Source organism: Chitinophaga niabensis, from assembly GCF_039545795.1.
Taxonomy (GTDB): Bacteria; Bacteroidota; Bacteroidia; order Chitinophagales; family Chitinophagaceae; genus Chitinophaga; species Chitinophaga niabensis_B.
Map to the genome: position 1 here is coordinate 326,227 of NZ_CP154260.1, position 15,583 is coordinate 341,809.

Sequence of the window (15,583 nt, forward strand, 5' to 3'; positions counted from 1 at the left end):
TATTTCAAACAAAAAATTAAACTCCTATGGCAAAGCAAATTTTCTTTGACATTGAAGCAAGGAACAAAATGAAAAAAGGCGTGGACACCCTGGCCAACGCCGTAAAAGTCACACTGGGCCCAAAAGGTCGGAATGTTGTACTGGAAAAGAAATTCGGCGCCTCTAATATCACCAAGGACGGCGTAAGTGTGGCAAAAGAGATTGAGCTGGACGATCCTATTGAAAACATCGGCGCTCAAATGGTGAAGGAAGTGGCTTCCAAAACTGCAGACATCGCGGGAGACGGAACTACCACAGCTACCGTGCTGGCACAGGTGCTTATCGGCGAAGGATTGAAAAATGTGGCAGCCGGCGCTAACCCTATGGACCTGAAACGGGGAATTGATAAAGGTGTAGCTGCTGTTGTGGCCAACCTGAAAGAACAGGCGCAGCCCGTAGGCAGCAGTGCTCAAAAGATCCGGCAGGTGGCGGCTATTTCTGCCAATAACGATGAGAATATCGGGAACCTGATTGCGGAAGCATTTGAGAAAGTAAGTAAAGATGGCGTAATAACCGTAGAAGAAGCAAAAGGAACGGATACCACGGTACAGGTAGTAGAAGGTATGCAATTCGACCGTGGATACCTTTCTGCATATTTTGTTACCAATTCAGAAAAAATGCAGACGGAGCTGGAGGCCCCTTATATCCTCATCTGCGATAAAAAGATCACTGTGATGAAGGATATCATCCATATCCTTGAGAAAACAGCACAGAGCGGAAGGCCATTGATGATCATTGCGGAAGATCTTGAAGGAGAAGCCCTGGCCACACTTGTAGTTAATAAACTTCGGGGAACACTTAAGATCGCAGCGGTGAAGGCACCCGGTTTTGGTGACAGAAGGAAGGAGATGCTGCAGGATATTGCCGTTCTTACCAATGGTATAGTGATCAGCGAAGAACAGGGCTACAAACTGGAGAACGTGGAACTCAGCCACCTGGGCTCTGCAGAATCAGTGGTCATTACAAAAGACAATACAACCATTGTAGGCGGCGCTGGTACCAAAGAAAATATCACCGCCAGGGTAAATGAGATCAAGGCCCAGTTGACCGGGGTCACTTCAGACTATGATAAGGAAAAGCTGCAGGAAAGACTGGCCAAACTCAGTGGAGGCGTGGCCGTATTATATGTTGGCGCAGCAACGGAAGTAGAAATGAAGGAAAAGAAAGACCGTGTGGATGATGCATTGCATGCTACCCGTGCAGCAGTTGAAGAGGGGATTGTGCCAGGCGGCGGTGTTGCTTACGTACGTGCAATTGCCTCGCTGCAGGATCTGAAAGGAGTGAATGAAGATGAGAATACAGGCATTAACCTTGTTAAACGTGCCATTGAGGAACCGCTGCGCCAGATCGTTCACAACTGTGGCATCGAAGGCAGCGTGGTGGTACAGAAAATAAAAGAAGGTTCCGGCGATTATGGCTTCAATGCGCGTACAGAACAATATGAGCCTTTGCTGGAAACAGGTGTTATTGATCCGGCCAAGGTTACACGCATTGCACTTGAAAATGCAGCTTCAATAGCCGGCATGCTGTTAACAACAGAATGTGTGGTGGCAGACACGCCTAAGAAAGAAACCAGCTCCGCAGCACCTGCAGGTATGGGCGGAATGGACTATTAAAAAACATCTCTTAATAAAAAAGGAGGAAATATGACTAACATGGTTAAAAAAGAAAACGGCCGCCAACCGGCCATCTTTGGAAGTGTTATTGATCAGGTCTTCCAAAGCAACCTGTCCCATTTTTTAGATGACGATTTCTGGGGTTTCAATGGTAAGATACAACGGAATCAGGCCCCTGTGAACATCCGGGAAACAGAAAAAAGTTTTGAGCTGGAAATTTTGGCTCCCGGTTTCCAAAAACAGGATTTTCATCTCAATCTTGCAGGCAACACCCTTACTGTTTCCGGCGGGCAGGAACAGGAGAAAAAAGAAGAGAACACAAACAATGGCTGGATCAAACAGGAATTTAAGAAAATGTTTTTCAGCCGTGACTTTACCATTGATGATTCCATTGAGGCCGGAGGTATCTCTGCCAGGTACGAAAACGGGATCTTGTACCTGACACTTCCCAAAAGCCAAAAAGCGCAGCAGCTGTCGCGTGTTATTGAGATCAGCTAATGCTTATTTACAGCAAAGGAGGGCTTGCCCTCCTTTGCTGATCTTATGTTTTCCCGCGGCATGTGCCATCGGCCTTAACATCCTGCCGCCGGTAAGCGCAGCTTCTTACCTTTGTGCTACACATCAATGACCGGTTTATGAAGAATACTTTTTGCATTGTACTTTATATCAGAACCCTAAATGGACTGGAAACTTTTGGCAGATTTTATTTAGGAACTGACAGGCAGATGGCATATACATTGTTTAATACCCTGAAAGGCAAACCGGATATTGATGAATCCCAGGTACTCTCTATAGGATTGATTGAATCGCGTGATGAATTACCGCTCAACGTAAAAATAATCGGCTGCACATTAAATGAATTGACGGAGAATTGCCGCATCATCACCAGGGAAGTATTTAAGCTGTTCAACCTAAAAGAGTAATACAAGCGCTTTAAGGAAATAATTCTTGCGCTGGAACAAAACGCCGGGGTCTACTCCCGCCCATCCAAAACCCACTACCTCATTCAGCACGTGATACAGCCATTGTTTGCAAAAATGGGTATTGAACCTAAAGGGGAACTGATGTTCCTGTTATGTTGGGCAGGAACTATTCTGGCTGCATTTATTTTATACAAAACAGTGGAAGAACCTTTTTTAAGGCTTAGGCAAAGAATCTCTGGTATCTAAATCTCCAACAACTCGCAAGGGCCAACTTTCAAAAACTCTGCAATAGCAAACAACTCGTCCAGGTGTGGCTGGCGGGAGTTTGTAGCCCAGTAAGATACGGTTTGCGGGGCGATCTGTAAATAATGGGCTAATTCCTTAGCAGTCCTATGTTTTAAGGCAAGCATTGCTTTTATACGATTATATCTGCGGTGCTTATAGGCATGATGGCACAAATATAAAGAGATGAAAATTATCACTTCTTGAAGGGAAAACATACGATAAGTGTATAAATGCTATCATTTGTGTGTTAATATAATTGCTGGTGTTTTTTCAATCATATATTATGATTTAAATTCCCCCAAAAAAACTTTACCACTTCCCCACTTTCCTATAAATAATTCATTTAAATGAGTATTTTCGGGTACGTTACCGAAATCTTCATTCCACCCATCATTTCTTAAAATATGGCAGATCAGAAACAATCAAACATCCTCTCCTGGCTCAAAGGCCTCGGCCCTGGATTAATCATCGCCGCGCTTGTTTTCGGGCCCAGTAAAATGACTATCACCTCTAAATTAGGTGCCAACTACGGCTTTGATCTATTATGGATCATTGCGGTAGCCATCTTCTTTATGGTGATCTTCACCAACATGTCTGCCCGTATTGGATATGCTACGCAACAATCTCTTTTGAGCAGCATTAAAGCACGTTGGGGAAAAGGAGTGGGGATCATTATTGGTATAGGTGTTTTCCTGGTCTGTACCTCCTTCCAGGCAGGGAATTCAGTTGGAGTAGGAGTTGCCATGGCTGAATTAACACACACTTCTACCACGCCATGGATCATTGCCTTTAATATTATAAGCATTGCACTCCTCTTCTTCAGGGCCTTCTATAAAGTATTGGAATGGCTGATGATTGCCTTGATAGGATTGATGTTACTGTCTTTTATTGTAACCGTTTTTATGATCAACCCTGATCTGCAGCAAACAGCCGCTGGTTTCATTCCTTCCATACCGGAAGGCTCACAGGGCCTCGTGATCGCCTTTATGGCTTCCTGCTTTTCTATCGTAGGGGCATTCTACCAATCTTACTTGGTACAGGAAAGAAGACGGATCCGTGGGCTGCAGCCAAACCAGGCGGAGCCCAGGAGAAGAAGCGACAGCGTCACCGGTATCATCATCCTGGGTTTCATGAGCGCCATCGTTTTGATCTGTGCTGCAGCTATCCTGCATCCCAGGAATATAACGGTAAATACAGCATCGGATATGTCCCTGGCCCTGGAACCACTTTTTGGTAGTTACGCCTCCGGTTTATTCCTGATTGGTTTATTTGGCGCCTCTTTCTCTTCTATTATCGGTAATGCAGGAGTAGGCGGGCTTTTATTAGGTGATGCCTTAGGCTACGGCAACAATTTCAGTGCAAAGAGCATCCGCTTCTTCATAGCACTGGTAATGCTGGCCGGGGCCATAATCGCAATCGCATTCGGAAAGCTGCCGCTGGAGCTGATAGTGTTTGCACAAAGTGTAACAATTTTCGTTGTGCCCGTAGTAGGGATTGCTATGTACCTCATCGCTAATGATGAAAAGATCATGGGGAAGGACAAGAACAGTGCCTTCGTAAAAGTAGCCGGTGCATTAGGTTTACTGGTTATCCTCGCACTGGCCATCATCAATTTTAAAGACATCTTTTTGAAATAAAACAGCAATAATGGAAAAGATCTATCAGGCCATGTTAGCGCCTTCAGATGCATTGGTGAATGATATCGCCAAAATAGAAGGAGATATCATTTTGTTAGGCGTTGGCGGCAAAATGGGCCCTGCTATGGCCAAGCTGGCAAAAGCGGCTGTAAATAAAGCCGGCATCAATAAAAGGATTATCGGTATCTCGCGTTTCTCAGAGAATGGATTGCAGGCAGAACTAAACGGTTTAGGCATTAAAACCATCGCGGCCAATCTGTTGAATGATGAAGAATTACAAAACCTCCCCACTGCAAAAAACGTGATCTACCTCGCAGGCCAGAAATTCGGCACCACGGGCAAAGAATCCTACACTTGGGCAATGAACACTTACCTGCCCGGAAGAGTAGCAGAAAAATACAGGGATTCCAGGATAGTGGCTTTCTCCACCGGCAACGTTTACCCGCTCTCCCCTGTAATAAAAGGCGGAATGACGGAAGAGGATCCTGCTGCTCCCTTAGGCGAATATGCCCAATCCTGCCTGGGCAGGGAAAGAATGTTCCAGTATTTCTCTTCTCTGTACGGAACACCTTTATGTATCTACCGGCTCAATTATGCAAATGATGTGAGTTACGGTGTACTGCTGGAAATAGCAAAAGCCGTGAATGAACAACGGGAGATTGATCTGCGCATGGGCCATGTGAATGTGATCTGGCAGGGCGATGCGAATGAGATCGCTATCCGCGCATTACTGCATTGTTCCACCCCTGCAAAGTTGCTGAATGTATCAGGCCCGGAAACAGTACCCGTTCGCTGGCTGGCGGCTGAATTTGGCAAGAGGCTCAATAAACAGCCCATCCTGGCGAATGAGGAACAGCCGGATGCATTGCTGAGCAATTCAGCAGAATGTTTCAAACTCTTCGGTTATCCGCAGGTAACGCTCAAGCAAATGATAGACCTCATTGCTGAATGGGTGGTAACCGGCGGTAAAACTTTGAATAAACCAACGCATTTCCAGGAGAGGGAAGGAAATTTCTAACAAGGAATAATTAATTATGGCACAATTAAAAGAACATATCAAAGCCCTGGTGCAAAAAGGCGCTTTCATCCCGGCACATCCGCTGGCGCTGAATGAAGATCTTTCTATAGATGAAAAAAGCCAGCGCAGGCTCACCAGGTATTATATGGCCAGTGGGGTGGATGGTATTGCTGTAGGGGTACACACTACGCAATTTGAAGTCCGTCAGCCGGAATTTAACTATCTTGAACCGGTATTAAGGATGGCTGCGGAAGAGGTGGGAGATAAGCCCCTCATTAAAGTTGCCGGGATCTGCGGCCCATTGGAAAGTGCAGTGAAAGATGCGGAACTGGCTTTGAAATACGGGTACGATTTGGGCCTGTTGAGCATGGGTGGTTTGCAGAATGCCACGGAGCAGGAATTAATTGAAAGAACAAAGGTGATTGCAGAGATGATCCCCGTTTTCGGATTTTACCTGCAACCTGCTGTTGGTGGCCGTGTGCTGAGTTATGATTTCTGGAAGGCTTTTGCTGCTATCCCCAATGTGCAGGCCATTAAAGTGGCTGCTTTCAACCGCTACCAGACCCTGGATGTGGTAAGGGCTATTGCTGATACGGATATCATACTTTACACGGGTAATGATGATAATATAGTGGCGGACCTGGTAACGCCTTACCGTTTTGGCGAAAAGGAAAAACGGTTCACTGGAGGGTTGCTGGGGCATTATGCAGTTTGGACGCATAAGTCTGTAGAACTGTTCCGCCGGATCAGGGAGGGGCATACAGATCTGGATACACTGCTGGCTACCGGCATAGAGGTAACAGATATGAATGCGGCTATCTTTGATCCTAAAAATGCATTTAAAGGATGTATTGCCGGTATTCATGAAGTATTGAGGAGGCAGGGCCTGATGAAAGGTATCTGGTGCCTGAATCCCCATGAGCAGCTTTCTCCGGGGCAGGCTGAAGAAATTACCAGGGTGATGAATGCATACCCGCACCTGGTGGATGATGAATTTGTGAAGAAATTCTTAGAAACTGACCATTGATGGATATGTTATTAGATGAGATCAAAAAATTGTCCGCATCCATTTTCCCGGATGTCATAAAAGACCGGCGGCACCTGCATGCCAATCCGGAGCTTTCTTTTCATGAGCATGAAACTTGTGCGTATGTAAAAAAGGCTTTGAGCAACCTGGGTATTGAATGGACGCCTGTTGCAGAAACAGGAGTGCTGGCGCTGATAAAAGGAGACCTTTCGGGAACCAAAGTGATAGCGTTGCGTGCGGACATGGATGCATTGCCCATTACAGAAAGTAACGAAGTACCTTATGCATCAAAGCAAAAAGGTGTAATGCATGCCTGCGGCCATGATGCACATACGGCTTCCTTACTGGGTACTGCAAAGATCCTGCAATCGCTCAAACATACATTTGGCGGCACCATCAAACTCTTATTCCAGCCCGGAGAAGAAAAACTACCGGGAGGGGCCACCCACATGATCCGCGATGGTGTTTTGCAGAACCCTGCACCCATCGCAGCCATAGGGCAACATGTGATGCCTTCCATACCGGTAGGAAAGATCGGGATAAGAAAAGGTAAGTTCATGGCTTCCATGGATGAGATCACACTGCATATTCACGGCAGGGGAGGGCATGGCGCACAACCGCATTTGAATATAGATCCTGTGGCCATTGCGGCACAGGTCATTGTGTCTTTACAACAGGTAGTGAGCAGGGCCGCGAACCCTTCTATTCCCAGTGTATTATCCTTTGGTCGCTTTATTGCAGACGGGGCTATCAATGTGATCCCGGATTCTGTTTATATTGAAGGAACTTTCCGTACCATGAATGAAGAATGGCGGGAAGAAGCGCATCAGCGGATCCGTAAGATGGTGGAAGCAACGGTGGAAGGAATGGGGGCTACCTGTGAGCTCAATATTGTTAAAGGATATCCGGCTTTGGTGAATGAAGAAGGGCTCACAGAGAATGTTATCACTTACATAGCAGAATATGCCGGCAGGGAAAATATCATAGATCTGGATATCTGGATGGCTTCGGAGGATTTTGCTTACTACGGCAGAGAGCTCCCCGCTTGTTTTTATTTATTGGGAGTGGGAAACGCTGATCGTAATATCACCGCTTCCCTCCATACCCCCGGTTTTAATATTGATGAAGATGCACTTCGTTTAAGTCCAGGCCTGATGGCTTATGTGGCCATCAGGAATTTAATGTAGTTTCTTTTCCCATTTTAATAACCGCGCACAAAATTCAAACGACTCCCGTTCCCGGCAGAGATAAGCCTTTTTAATAACAGGAAATACTTTGGCATTCCCCGGCGCCAGTTCCAGCCAGCCATGCAATTGGTTAAAGTAGTCCGGGTGAGCAGGCCCTAAGCCATCTACCCTTCTTCTCATATCACAGCCATCGGGTGTCATTACATGCTCCAGGAGGGTATTGGCAAAGCGTTTCAGATCGGTGTTGTCAAATACAATTCCTTGTTCTGCTGCCTGGGTGATCATGGCAATATCAAGTATGCCATGAGATACATCCTCTGTGATGGCATAAGGTTTAAAGTATTTTACGTTGGCGGAGAGGTTATCTTCCGGTTTCCATCCTACAGTCGTCATAGGTTCAAACCAATAATTCCATTCGTACAGGTCTTTTTGCTGGTTATAACGTAAACGGTTCTTGAACATCCTGCACATCTTTTCTGCTTTCTCTTTATATACCTGTTTGCCTGTTAAGCGGTATAAAGCCAGCAAGGCACATACCTGCCTGCCCTGGAAATTGAAAGGTGCTCCCACATTATCTGCCGGGAAGGATTCTCCTTTCTCACAGGTCAGAAAATATCCTTCCCCTTTATTCGGTCCTTCACGCCAGATCCTTTTGATGATATCGTCATAAGAAGCACAGGCTGCAACAATAAAGCTGTCTGCGGCAGGTACCAGGGCCGCTAATGCCGGATCCTTTTTTACATGTTCTGCAAATCGCAACATCGGTTGATAGATCACACCATAGTATCCTCCATATGCTAATGGAATGGGCTGCAGTGTAATGGTCTGTGCTGTTAATGCTCCTTTTTTCAGCAGCTTTACCCTGATCAGGTTGGATTTATCGGTATACTCGCCGGCTGCGCAGGAATAAGGTGCCATGGGATCATTAACCACCTTTTCAACAAAACGCACGTCCGAAGTATTAAGGCTCAGATCTGTAAATACTTCTTTCCTTTTAAAGAATTTATTATTGACCACGAGGGTAAATGACTCGTTGGCCGGGATCACTTCCACGGTGGTTTGATTATTATAGGCACTGGGAGTGGAACGGATATCTAAAACATCATTTAGTTTACCTGCTGCTACTACATACTTGGAGGCCATACTCCATCCCGGCCTTATTTTCCCGGAACCATCTGCTACCTGGCGTCTGTCGTCCCGGTGAGAAAGTACGTTCTGGCCACGCTGAGCCAGAATTTCAAGGTAACGCGGATCATTTGTGGCTTCATACATATCTGCCAGTGCATGCAGGGTAGGGGATTCGCCCCAGGCCAGGGTGCTGGCGTCCGGACTCCTTACCCAGGGATCCCCTGCAGGCAGTTTGGCAAATAATTCATCTGCGCGCTCCCTGGTGATAGCTACCTGCGGAGCAGGTTTAAATGCTACCAGCCAGCATGCGAGCAAAACCAGTGAGTATTTGATAGTTGACATGGTGTAAGTGTTATTCCCCTTCAGTAAGAGGAGCATAATAGGTACAATATCCTTCTACTTCTATAGGGCCTTTGAACAGGGAGCAGCTGCCGCAATGTTCATCTTTGCCGGGAGGAAGGTATAATTTGCAGTTGCCGCATTTGCTATCCGGGATAGGCGATTTCTCTACATAGCCCAGTTTTTTCCTTTTGTCTTTCTCTTCTGCGCTGATCCCGGAAAGGTCACTGCAGGAAGTTGGTTTTTTATCTTTGGTAGCAGCAGGTTTTTGGCCATCTCCGCAACCACTGAATATAAAGGCCCCGCCTAATAACAGGCCGCCCAGGCTCATAGCGTTTTTGATAAAATGTCTGCGCGTATTCATCTCAATATTTTGTAGAAGCAACCAGTTCCTTCAGTTGAGTAATAGTTTCACCGTTGATCTTTTTCAGCTTGCCTTTTAATGCAGTCACCTTTGTTTTCAGGTCTGCATCAATCGTAGTGGATTTTTCCCATCCGTTCACCAATCCTTTTATCGCATTCGCTTGTCTTTTATTGAAAACCATAGCCGGTTGCTCCAGCAGGGAAACAAATTGTTGCAGCTGTGCTTTGTTATTCCTGTTGCCGATCACATAACTGCAATCATGCACAAAAACGTTGGGCAGTTTAGTGGAATCGGAAGCCAGGCTGCTCTTGAATAAAGCATCCAGCGTGGCAGGAGTGGATCCTGCATTGGAGCTAAGTACGGCCATCTGAATGGTTCTGTCGTATCCAAAACGTTCCATCACTTGTACCAGTGCAGGCGTTACTTGTGGAGCATTGAACTGGCCAAGGCTTAAAGCCACCTGTAAAGCAAGTTTGGCAGGTGCATCTTTTACCAGTGCCAGCAGTTCTGGCAATAAGGCAGTATAATTTTCAGCCAGTATCACAGCATGTTCTTTTACATCATTGGAACTGTCTGCCAGTGCTTCTTTCACAATGCCGGCATTCAGCGCATCATACGCTTCCAGTACATACAATGCATGCAAACGTGCCCGCGGATCAGCGCTTTCACGGAAAACTTTTTGTAAGGCAGGGATCACTGTTTTATCCTGTCTTTCTACCAGTAGGCGGTGTGCCTGTGATGCATACCACTGGTTGGGATGACTGAAAAGTTGTACCAGGCTGTCGCTGCTGGCTTTGCTCAAAACGGGTGTTGCTTTTTTATAAGTGCCGCCTGCAGGCATTACCCGGTAGATGCGGCCTTTGTCTGACCCGGCATAGAAATCCATATCTGCTTTCAGATCATCAGGGATGGATACAGGGGTTTCAATATGCTGGCGGTAGTAATCTAATACATAAAGATACCCATCAGGGCCAACGGAGAAGTTAACGGGGCGGAACCAGTTGTCTTTGGAATAGATGAATTCCCTTTTTACTTCTTCTGCAGGGCGTTTTGCAATGAAGTACACACTGTCTGGTGATGATGTCAGGATATCCCTGTGTACAAGGTTACCGGCTACTTCACCGGTAAAGATGTTGCCGTAGAATTGTTTAGGCAATGCATCGCCGTTATAGAATGTACCACCGGATGCACCGGTAAAATGATCTCTTTCGTATTCTACACGTTTCAGCTTTTTCTCCTGGAACTCCTGGTTCCTTCTCTTGGTCCTTTCTGCTCTCCACCAGGGCGTGGCAGATTCCTGGAACATGATAGGCTCATGATCGGAAATGTTTTTGATGGAACGGGTGGAAGGAAGGAAAGCATGCCGGTGGGTGTACCGCCATGGGATCAGGATCTGCTGAATGTGAATGGAGTTTTCTGTTACAAAACGGTTGCGGTAATCATCCAGCGCCTGGCCAAATTGACCGGGGCCTGTTTCGAGTTCAAAAAGACCGCGGTCCAGGCGGAACCTGAAGTCAGCTCCCTTTACGGAAAGGGGAGGAGTACCGGGTTTCTCTTTGTAGGTAACGTTACCGTCTTGTCCCCTGTTATTGGCATATATCCAGTTATCAACGCCAAAGCGTAGGTTGGTGATCTGTGTTTCAGGATTGTCTTTGAAGAAACCGCTGAAGAGTACTTCGCGGGTGTCTGCTACAAAGTCTCCCGTAGTATCTTTCATGTATAGTATCTCCGGTGCGGCAGTTACAAGTAAACCGCCTTTCCAGGGCAGAATGCTGGTGCCTTCAGATAACTTGCCTGCAAAAACAATAGAAGTGTCTGCCTTACCATCGCCATCTGTATCACGGAGCACACGGATATGCCCTTTTTCTTTACCCGGTTCTGGTTTGTTGGGATAGTCGGACATCACTACCACGTAGCAATTGCCGTCTTCATCAAATTCCATGGATACGGGATCGGTAACAAGTGGTTCCGCTGCAAACAGCTCCACTTTTAAGCCCTCAATCACCTGGATACTTTCCAGGGCCTTTTCCGGTGTAAGCGGGCCGGGATATTTTTCTTTGTTTTTGCAACCAACGAGTGTGATCAGCAGCGCAGCGAAGAGAAGTGTGAACGTATTCCGCATTATGAATTGAGTTTGTGAATTTGATTGATCGAACAGTATTATTTTTTTTACCGCAGCAAAAAATGCTTGCTTTTAAAACTTATTACATCTAGATTTGTTCAACTCCGTTAACGTACACGAATATATAGCTAAATTTTCAACACTAGGTAGCGTCCACCCTTCAAAATTGAAAATATTTATGGGATGGCGGCTTGGATAATCATATCAACCAGCTAATCGTACAACCATGAAACACAAGGAGGAAAACAGCAGGCGGGCTTTTATCCGCACAATTTCATTAACAGGTCTGGGTATGGGAGTGGTGCATTCACTGCCGCTTTCTGCAGTCGCGGGACAATCCTTAATAATAGCACCTGGTACACATGCTGGCATCGGTCCAGATATACCTTTTGTCCCTAAACGCCTGGGGTCCTGGTGGTGTACCCTGGAAGACCTGCTCTGGTCGCAGAAAAAGATCACGGACAAGATAAAAAGGAGGGCTGCCGCCTTTGCAGAAGCGGATATCGATACGGCGGTAAGCTACGGCTTCCATATTCGTTTCGACTTTGCTAATTATTTCGGGCAGTTACATGGCTACCTGGCGGAAGTATGTAACGAATTGCATAAGTACAATATCAAATTCATAGAGCACTATTCCTGCAATCATGTGGAACGCCCGCGGGGTGAAGCAGAATTCAAAAAACTGCACAGAACACAACGGCACCATACCCTGCTCTTCCATGATCCGAAGGCGGCTGCACATGCACAGTATGAAGGCCATCTTTTCCAGGACATCTGTGAAGTGGACCTCAGGGATGGCAGCCGCGGATATGCATTGCAGTACCAGATGGAAACCTTTTGCCATAATAATCCCGGCTTCTTGGATATGCACCGCAAATACCTGCAAAGACTGGAAAAAGAAGTGAGTTTTGACGGGTACCAGGTAGATGATATGTGTAACTATGCCGGCCTCGCTACCTGTGGTTGCAAATACTGCCGGGATAGGTTTAAAAAGGATTACGGGCATGTGATACCACCGTTCGGAGATAAAAGTTTCTGGGGAGATACAAAGAAGCCCATGCTGCAATGGGGGAATTACGAAAACCCTGTGTTCCGCGATTGGCTCAAAATGAAGGATGATAGTGTGGCAGATCATGTTAAGTTAGTGAAGGAAACTGTTGGTAAAAAACCACTGATGACCTGCTGTTCCAGCACGGGCCCGGTATCATTAAATGCTATTTCCCTCAACCTGGAAAGGATAGCGCAGCATGTGGATTTTTTCATGCTGGAAAATGTAGGCACGAATATAAAATCCGTGAACTGGGTTGAAAAAGATGCTGAAGCACTGCAGCAGAAAGATATTGCTGCAAAGAGGGGCAATTCTCCCACTATCGCCCTGAGTTATACAATTTATGAGGAAGGTGCATACCTGGGCTGGGGCCTCGCCAGGTTCTGGGGAGTGGCAAACTGGGCCAGTACCATGCAATACAGGCTGGTAGAAGATCCTGTGGATAGCCTGGAAATGGAAGATGCCATCCGGGATGTGAACAATTGGGAAATGAAACATGGCCCGCTGGATTTTATGGAGGGAAAAGACCTGGTGGAGGTAAGGCTGGTCAACAACAGTTATAACAGGGCCAATGGCTGGAGAGGAACCGATGGAAAGGAGCACTGGCATAAGGTAAAAGAATGGTCGGAACAGTTCGTGGCCAATAATATAGGATACCGTTTCCTGCGTGCTGAGGAACTGGCGGATGCTGCTGCATTACAGGCTGGAAAAACGCCACTTGTACTGGATAGTATGGGCTGTGTGTCAGACGCGCAGTTTAAAGCCATACAACAATATCTTGCTGCCGGTGGAAAAGCCTTCCTGGCATTACCATTTGGTACGCATGATGAAAAGGGTAACAAGCGCAGCAAACCGCTTTCCGGTGAATTGAAGGGGAAAGGACTGCAAATTGTAGAAACCGCAACGAGTGGCCCGGTTGTAGAAACACTGATCAAAAAAGGATGGCTCAAACCAGCTGTTCTGCAAACAGGGGGCGATAAAAGATGGGCTGTAAGATGCAGGGACCACAAAGGAAAAATGATCCTGCATTTTATGAATACAGATATGGTGGCCGTTCCGCACGAAACTATCCGCGATATGGGAAATTCCCCCATTTTACTGCATATAGGTGCCAACATGCGGAATAATGCCCTTGTTTTTGAGGTGGATACCAGGAAAGTTCCGCTCACCGCGCTGAACATCCTCAGCCCGGAACTGAAAGACCGCAAGGTCCCGGTGGAAATTATCCGTAAAAGTAAGAACAGTGCCACCCTGAAAGTGAGCCTCGATGGGGTAAAAGTCTATGCAGTAGCGCAATGAGTAAATATTTTTTAAGAAAACAGGAAAAAGAGTAACTGGCAATCATATTTTTTGTTATTTTCGGGTACGTTAACGGTCAACCAGAATACAATAGCAAAGGGAGTTATTTCGTAACTGTTTCATAACGATGCGGGCACGCCCTTCATCACGCAGGCGCAAAACATTTTATTAAATTCATAAACACATTCAAATGGGTCATACTTCAAGAAGGGAGTTTATCCGGCAGGGTTCATTGGGCACAGCCGGCATGTTACTCGCATCTGGCCTTGTTAATAGTTCGTTTGCATCATCATTCATCAGCCGTACACCTGCTATCCTGGGTGGTACACCGTTATGGACAGCTGCAAGCTGGGTGAAATGGCCAATGTGGGTGCAAAGCGAAGATGAAAAAATAGTGATCGATAGTATCCGCAGTGGTGTATGGTCCCGTGCAAAACTGGTGGATGAATTTGAAGCTAAATGGGCTGCAGCCATAGGTACCAAAAGGTGCCTCACTGTTTCCAATGGTACTAACGCACTGATCACTGCCATCAACCAGTTCGATATCGGGGCAGGAGATGAAGTGATCACTACTCCTTATACTTTCATTGCCTCGGTACAGGCTATCCTGGCTAATAATGCCATGCCTGTATTTGCTGACATCGATCCGGCTACTTACCAGATCGATCCTGCAAAGCTGGAAAGCAAAATAACCAAACGCACAAAAGCTATCCTGGTGGTACATATCCTCGGTCTGCCGGCAGACATGGATAAGATTATGGCAATTGCAAAAAAGCACAATCTCATTGTTATTGAAGATGCCTGCCAGGCACACCTGGCGGAATATGAAAACAAGCGGGTAGGGTCTATCGGCAACGCCGGCTGTTTCAGCTTCCAGAACTCAAAGAACCTGCCTATCGGTGAAGGTGGCGCTATCGTATCCAACAACGATAAATTCATAGACAATTGTTTTGCTGCACATAACCTGGGTTACGCTTATGGTACTTCCACAGGTGCTGTAGCAGGGGATAGTTTCATGAAGGCTTCAAAAATAAGGTTAACGGAATATGCCGCAGCCATTGGTCTTGCGCAAATAAAAAGACTGGAGTCACAAACGGCTACCCGTCACGAAAATGCCAGATATCTTGCTTCCATGCTCAAGGAGATAGATGGCATTACACCTATCAAATTGTACGACAAAGTAACACAGGGCGCATATCACCTTTATTCTTTCCGGTACGATCCCGCTAAGTTCAAAGGGCTGAGCAGGGCAAAATTCCTCGAGGCATTACGCAAAGAAGGCTTGCCGGCTTCCGGTGGCTATAAAGTGATGCACACCCAGGAGTTCATGCGCAATGCACTCAACTCCCGTGTATACAAAGGATTCTACGACAAGAAGATGCTGGACTTCGAAAATTACAAACAACGCAACAACTGCCCTGAAAACGAAAAGCTCTGCAGTGATGCCGTATGGTTCACGCAGAATGTGTTACTGGGTTCCCGTCAGGATATGGAAGGGATTGCAACAGTTATTAAAAATATCAGCAAAAACGCTGACAAGATCTAATCAGT

At 46.3% G+C, this 15,583-nt stretch carries 13 protein-coding genes; 9 read left to right on the forward strand and 4 right to left on the reverse strand.

Features of this window, described 5'->3' with window-relative positions:
- Positions 1-26: 26 nt before the first annotated feature.
- From groL to AAHN97_RS01405, 3 genes are all read left to right on the forward strand, one after another.
- Positions 27-1,655: a chaperonin GroEL gene (gene groL, locus AAHN97_RS01395; protein WP_343305796.1), complete on the forward strand. Its 1,629-nt coding sequence runs from the start codon at positions 27-29 to the stop codon at positions 1,653-1,655.
- A gap of 30 nt (positions 1,656-1,685) precedes the next feature.
- On the forward strand, positions 1,686-2,153 hold the full coding sequence (locus tag AAHN97_RS01400) for an Hsp20/alpha crystallin family protein (protein ID WP_343305797.1): 468 nt from the start codon (positions 1,686-1,688) through the stop codon (positions 2,151-2,153).
- A gap of 227 nt (positions 2,154-2,380) precedes the next feature.
- Positions 2,381-2,578: a hypothetical protein gene (locus AAHN97_RS01405; protein ID WP_343305798.1), complete on the forward strand. Its 198-nt coding sequence runs from the start codon at positions 2,381-2,383 to the stop codon at positions 2,576-2,578.
- A gap of 242 nt (positions 2,579-2,820) precedes the next feature.
- Here the strand turns inward: AAHN97_RS01405 and AAHN97_RS01410 are convergent, their stop codons facing one another.
- The gene (locus AAHN97_RS01410) at positions 2,821-3,078 is read right to left on the reverse strand and encodes a helix-turn-helix transcriptional regulator (RefSeq protein WP_343305799.1); all 258 of its coding nucleotides are present in this window, start codon (positions 3,076-3,078) and stop codon (positions 2,821-2,823) included.
- A 189-nt stretch (positions 3,079-3,267) separates the two neighbouring features.
- On the opposite strand from AAHN97_RS01410, the gene AAHN97_RS01415 reads away from it, so the two are divergent.
- From AAHN97_RS01415 to AAHN97_RS01430, 4 genes are read left to right on the forward strand one after another with little or no spacing between them, the layout of a single operon-like run.
- Complete coding sequence (locus AAHN97_RS01415; protein WP_343305800.1) at positions 3,268-4,500, forward strand: Nramp family divalent metal transporter; 1,233 nt, start codon at positions 3,268-3,270, stop codon at positions 4,498-4,500.
- Between the two features lie 10 nt (positions 4,501-4,510).
- Positions 4,511-5,518 carry an NAD-dependent epimerase/dehydratase family protein gene (locus tag AAHN97_RS01420; RefSeq protein WP_343305801.1) on the forward strand — a complete coding sequence of 336 codons (1,008 nt, stop codon included), beginning with the start codon at positions 4,511-4,513 and terminating at the stop codon, positions 5,516-5,518.
- 16 nt (positions 5,519-5,534) lie between these two features.
- The gene (locus AAHN97_RS01425) at positions 5,535-6,545 is read left to right on the forward strand and encodes a dihydrodipicolinate synthase family protein (RefSeq protein WP_343305802.1); all 1,011 of its coding nucleotides are present in this window, start codon (positions 5,535-5,537) and stop codon (positions 6,543-6,545) included.
- Positions 6,545-7,732, forward strand: a complete 1,188-nt coding sequence (locus tag AAHN97_RS01430; protein ID WP_343305803.1) for a M20 metallopeptidase family protein — start codon at positions 6,545-6,547, stop codon at positions 7,730-7,732. The genes AAHN97_RS01425 and AAHN97_RS01430 overlap by 1 nt, the downstream gene beginning before the upstream one ends.
- Here the strand turns inward: AAHN97_RS01430 and AAHN97_RS01435 are convergent.
- From AAHN97_RS01435 to AAHN97_RS01445, 3 genes are read right to left on the reverse strand one after another with little or no spacing between them, the layout of a single operon-like run.
- The gene (locus tag AAHN97_RS01435; RefSeq protein ID WP_343305804.1) at positions 7,724-9,202 is read right to left on the reverse strand and encodes a hypothetical protein; all 1,479 of its coding nucleotides are present in this window, start codon (positions 9,200-9,202) and stop codon (positions 7,724-7,726) included. The two genes, AAHN97_RS01430 and AAHN97_RS01435, sit on opposite strands and share 9 nt — an antisense overlap.
- Positions 9,203-9,212: 10 nt before the next feature.
- On the reverse strand, positions 9,213-9,563 hold the full coding sequence (locus AAHN97_RS01440; protein WP_343305805.1) for a high-potential iron-sulfur protein: 351 nt from the start codon (positions 9,561-9,563) through the stop codon (positions 9,213-9,215).
- Position 9,564: 1 nt separating this feature from the next.
- Positions 9,565-11,685 (reverse strand): PVC-type heme-binding CxxCH protein, encoded by a 2,121-nt coding sequence (locus AAHN97_RS01445; RefSeq protein ID WP_343305806.1) that lies wholly within the window; start codon positions 11,683-11,685, stop codon positions 9,565-9,567.
- A gap of 226 nt (positions 11,686-11,911) precedes the next feature.
- On the opposite strand from AAHN97_RS01445, the gene AAHN97_RS01450 reads away from it, so the two are divergent.
- Together AAHN97_RS01450 and AAHN97_RS01455 are read left to right on the forward strand one after the other, a co-directional pair.
- Positions 11,912-14,032 (forward strand): hypothetical protein, encoded by a 2,121-nt coding sequence (locus AAHN97_RS01450; RefSeq protein ID WP_343305807.1) that lies wholly within the window; start codon positions 11,912-11,914, stop codon positions 14,030-14,032.
- Between the two features lie 190 nt (positions 14,033-14,222).
- Positions 14,223-15,578, forward strand: coding sequence for a DegT/DnrJ/EryC1/StrS family aminotransferase (locus AAHN97_RS01455; protein ID WP_343305808.1), 1,356 nt, complete (start codon positions 14,223-14,225; stop codon positions 15,576-15,578).
- The last annotated feature ends 5 nt before the right edge of the window (positions 15,579-15,583 follow it).

Excerpts from the sequence above, each read along its gene's own strand:
- groL (WP_343305796.1), top strand. The coding sequence starts at position 27 with ATGGCAAAGCAAATTTTCTTTGACATTGAAGCAAGGAACAAAATGAAA.
- AAHN97_RS01400 (WP_343305797.1), top strand. The coding sequence starts at position 1,686 with ATGACTAACATGGTTAAAAAAGAAAACGGCCGCCAACCGGCCATCTTT.
- AAHN97_RS01405 (WP_343305798.1), top strand. The coding sequence starts at position 2,381 with ATGGCATATACATTGTTTAATACCCTGAAAGGCAAACCGGATATTGAT.
- AAHN97_RS01410 (WP_343305799.1), bottom strand. The coding sequence starts at position 3,078 with ATGTTTTCCCTTCAAGAAGTGATAATTTTCATCTCTTTATATTTGTGC.
- AAHN97_RS01415 (WP_343305800.1), top strand. The coding sequence starts at position 3,268 with ATGGCAGATCAGAAACAATCAAACATCCTCTCCTGGCTCAAAGGCCTC.
- AAHN97_RS01420 (WP_343305801.1), top strand. The coding sequence starts at position 4,511 with ATGGAAAAGATCTATCAGGCCATGTTAGCGCCTTCAGATGCATTGGTG.
- AAHN97_RS01425 (WP_343305802.1), top strand. The coding sequence starts at position 5,535 with ATGGCACAATTAAAAGAACATATCAAAGCCCTGGTGCAAAAAGGCGCT.
- AAHN97_RS01430 (WP_343305803.1), top strand. The coding sequence starts at position 6,545 with ATGGATATGTTATTAGATGAGATCAAAAAATTGTCCGCATCCATTTTC.
- AAHN97_RS01435 (WP_343305804.1), bottom strand. The coding sequence starts at position 9,202 with ATGTCAACTATCAAATACTCACTGGTTTTGCTCGCATGCTGGCTGGTA.
- AAHN97_RS01440 (WP_343305805.1), bottom strand. The coding sequence starts at position 9,563 with ATGAATACGCGCAGACATTTTATCAAAAACGCTATGAGCCTGGGCGGC.
- AAHN97_RS01445 (WP_343305806.1), bottom strand. The coding sequence starts at position 11,685 with ATGCGGAATACGTTCACACTTCTCTTCGCTGCGCTGCTGATCACACTC.
- AAHN97_RS01450 (WP_343305807.1), top strand. The coding sequence starts at position 11,912 with ATGAAACACAAGGAGGAAAACAGCAGGCGGGCTTTTATCCGCACAATT.
- AAHN97_RS01455 (WP_343305808.1), top strand. The coding sequence starts at position 14,223 with ATGGGTCATACTTCAAGAAGGGAGTTTATCCGGCAGGGTTCATTGGGC.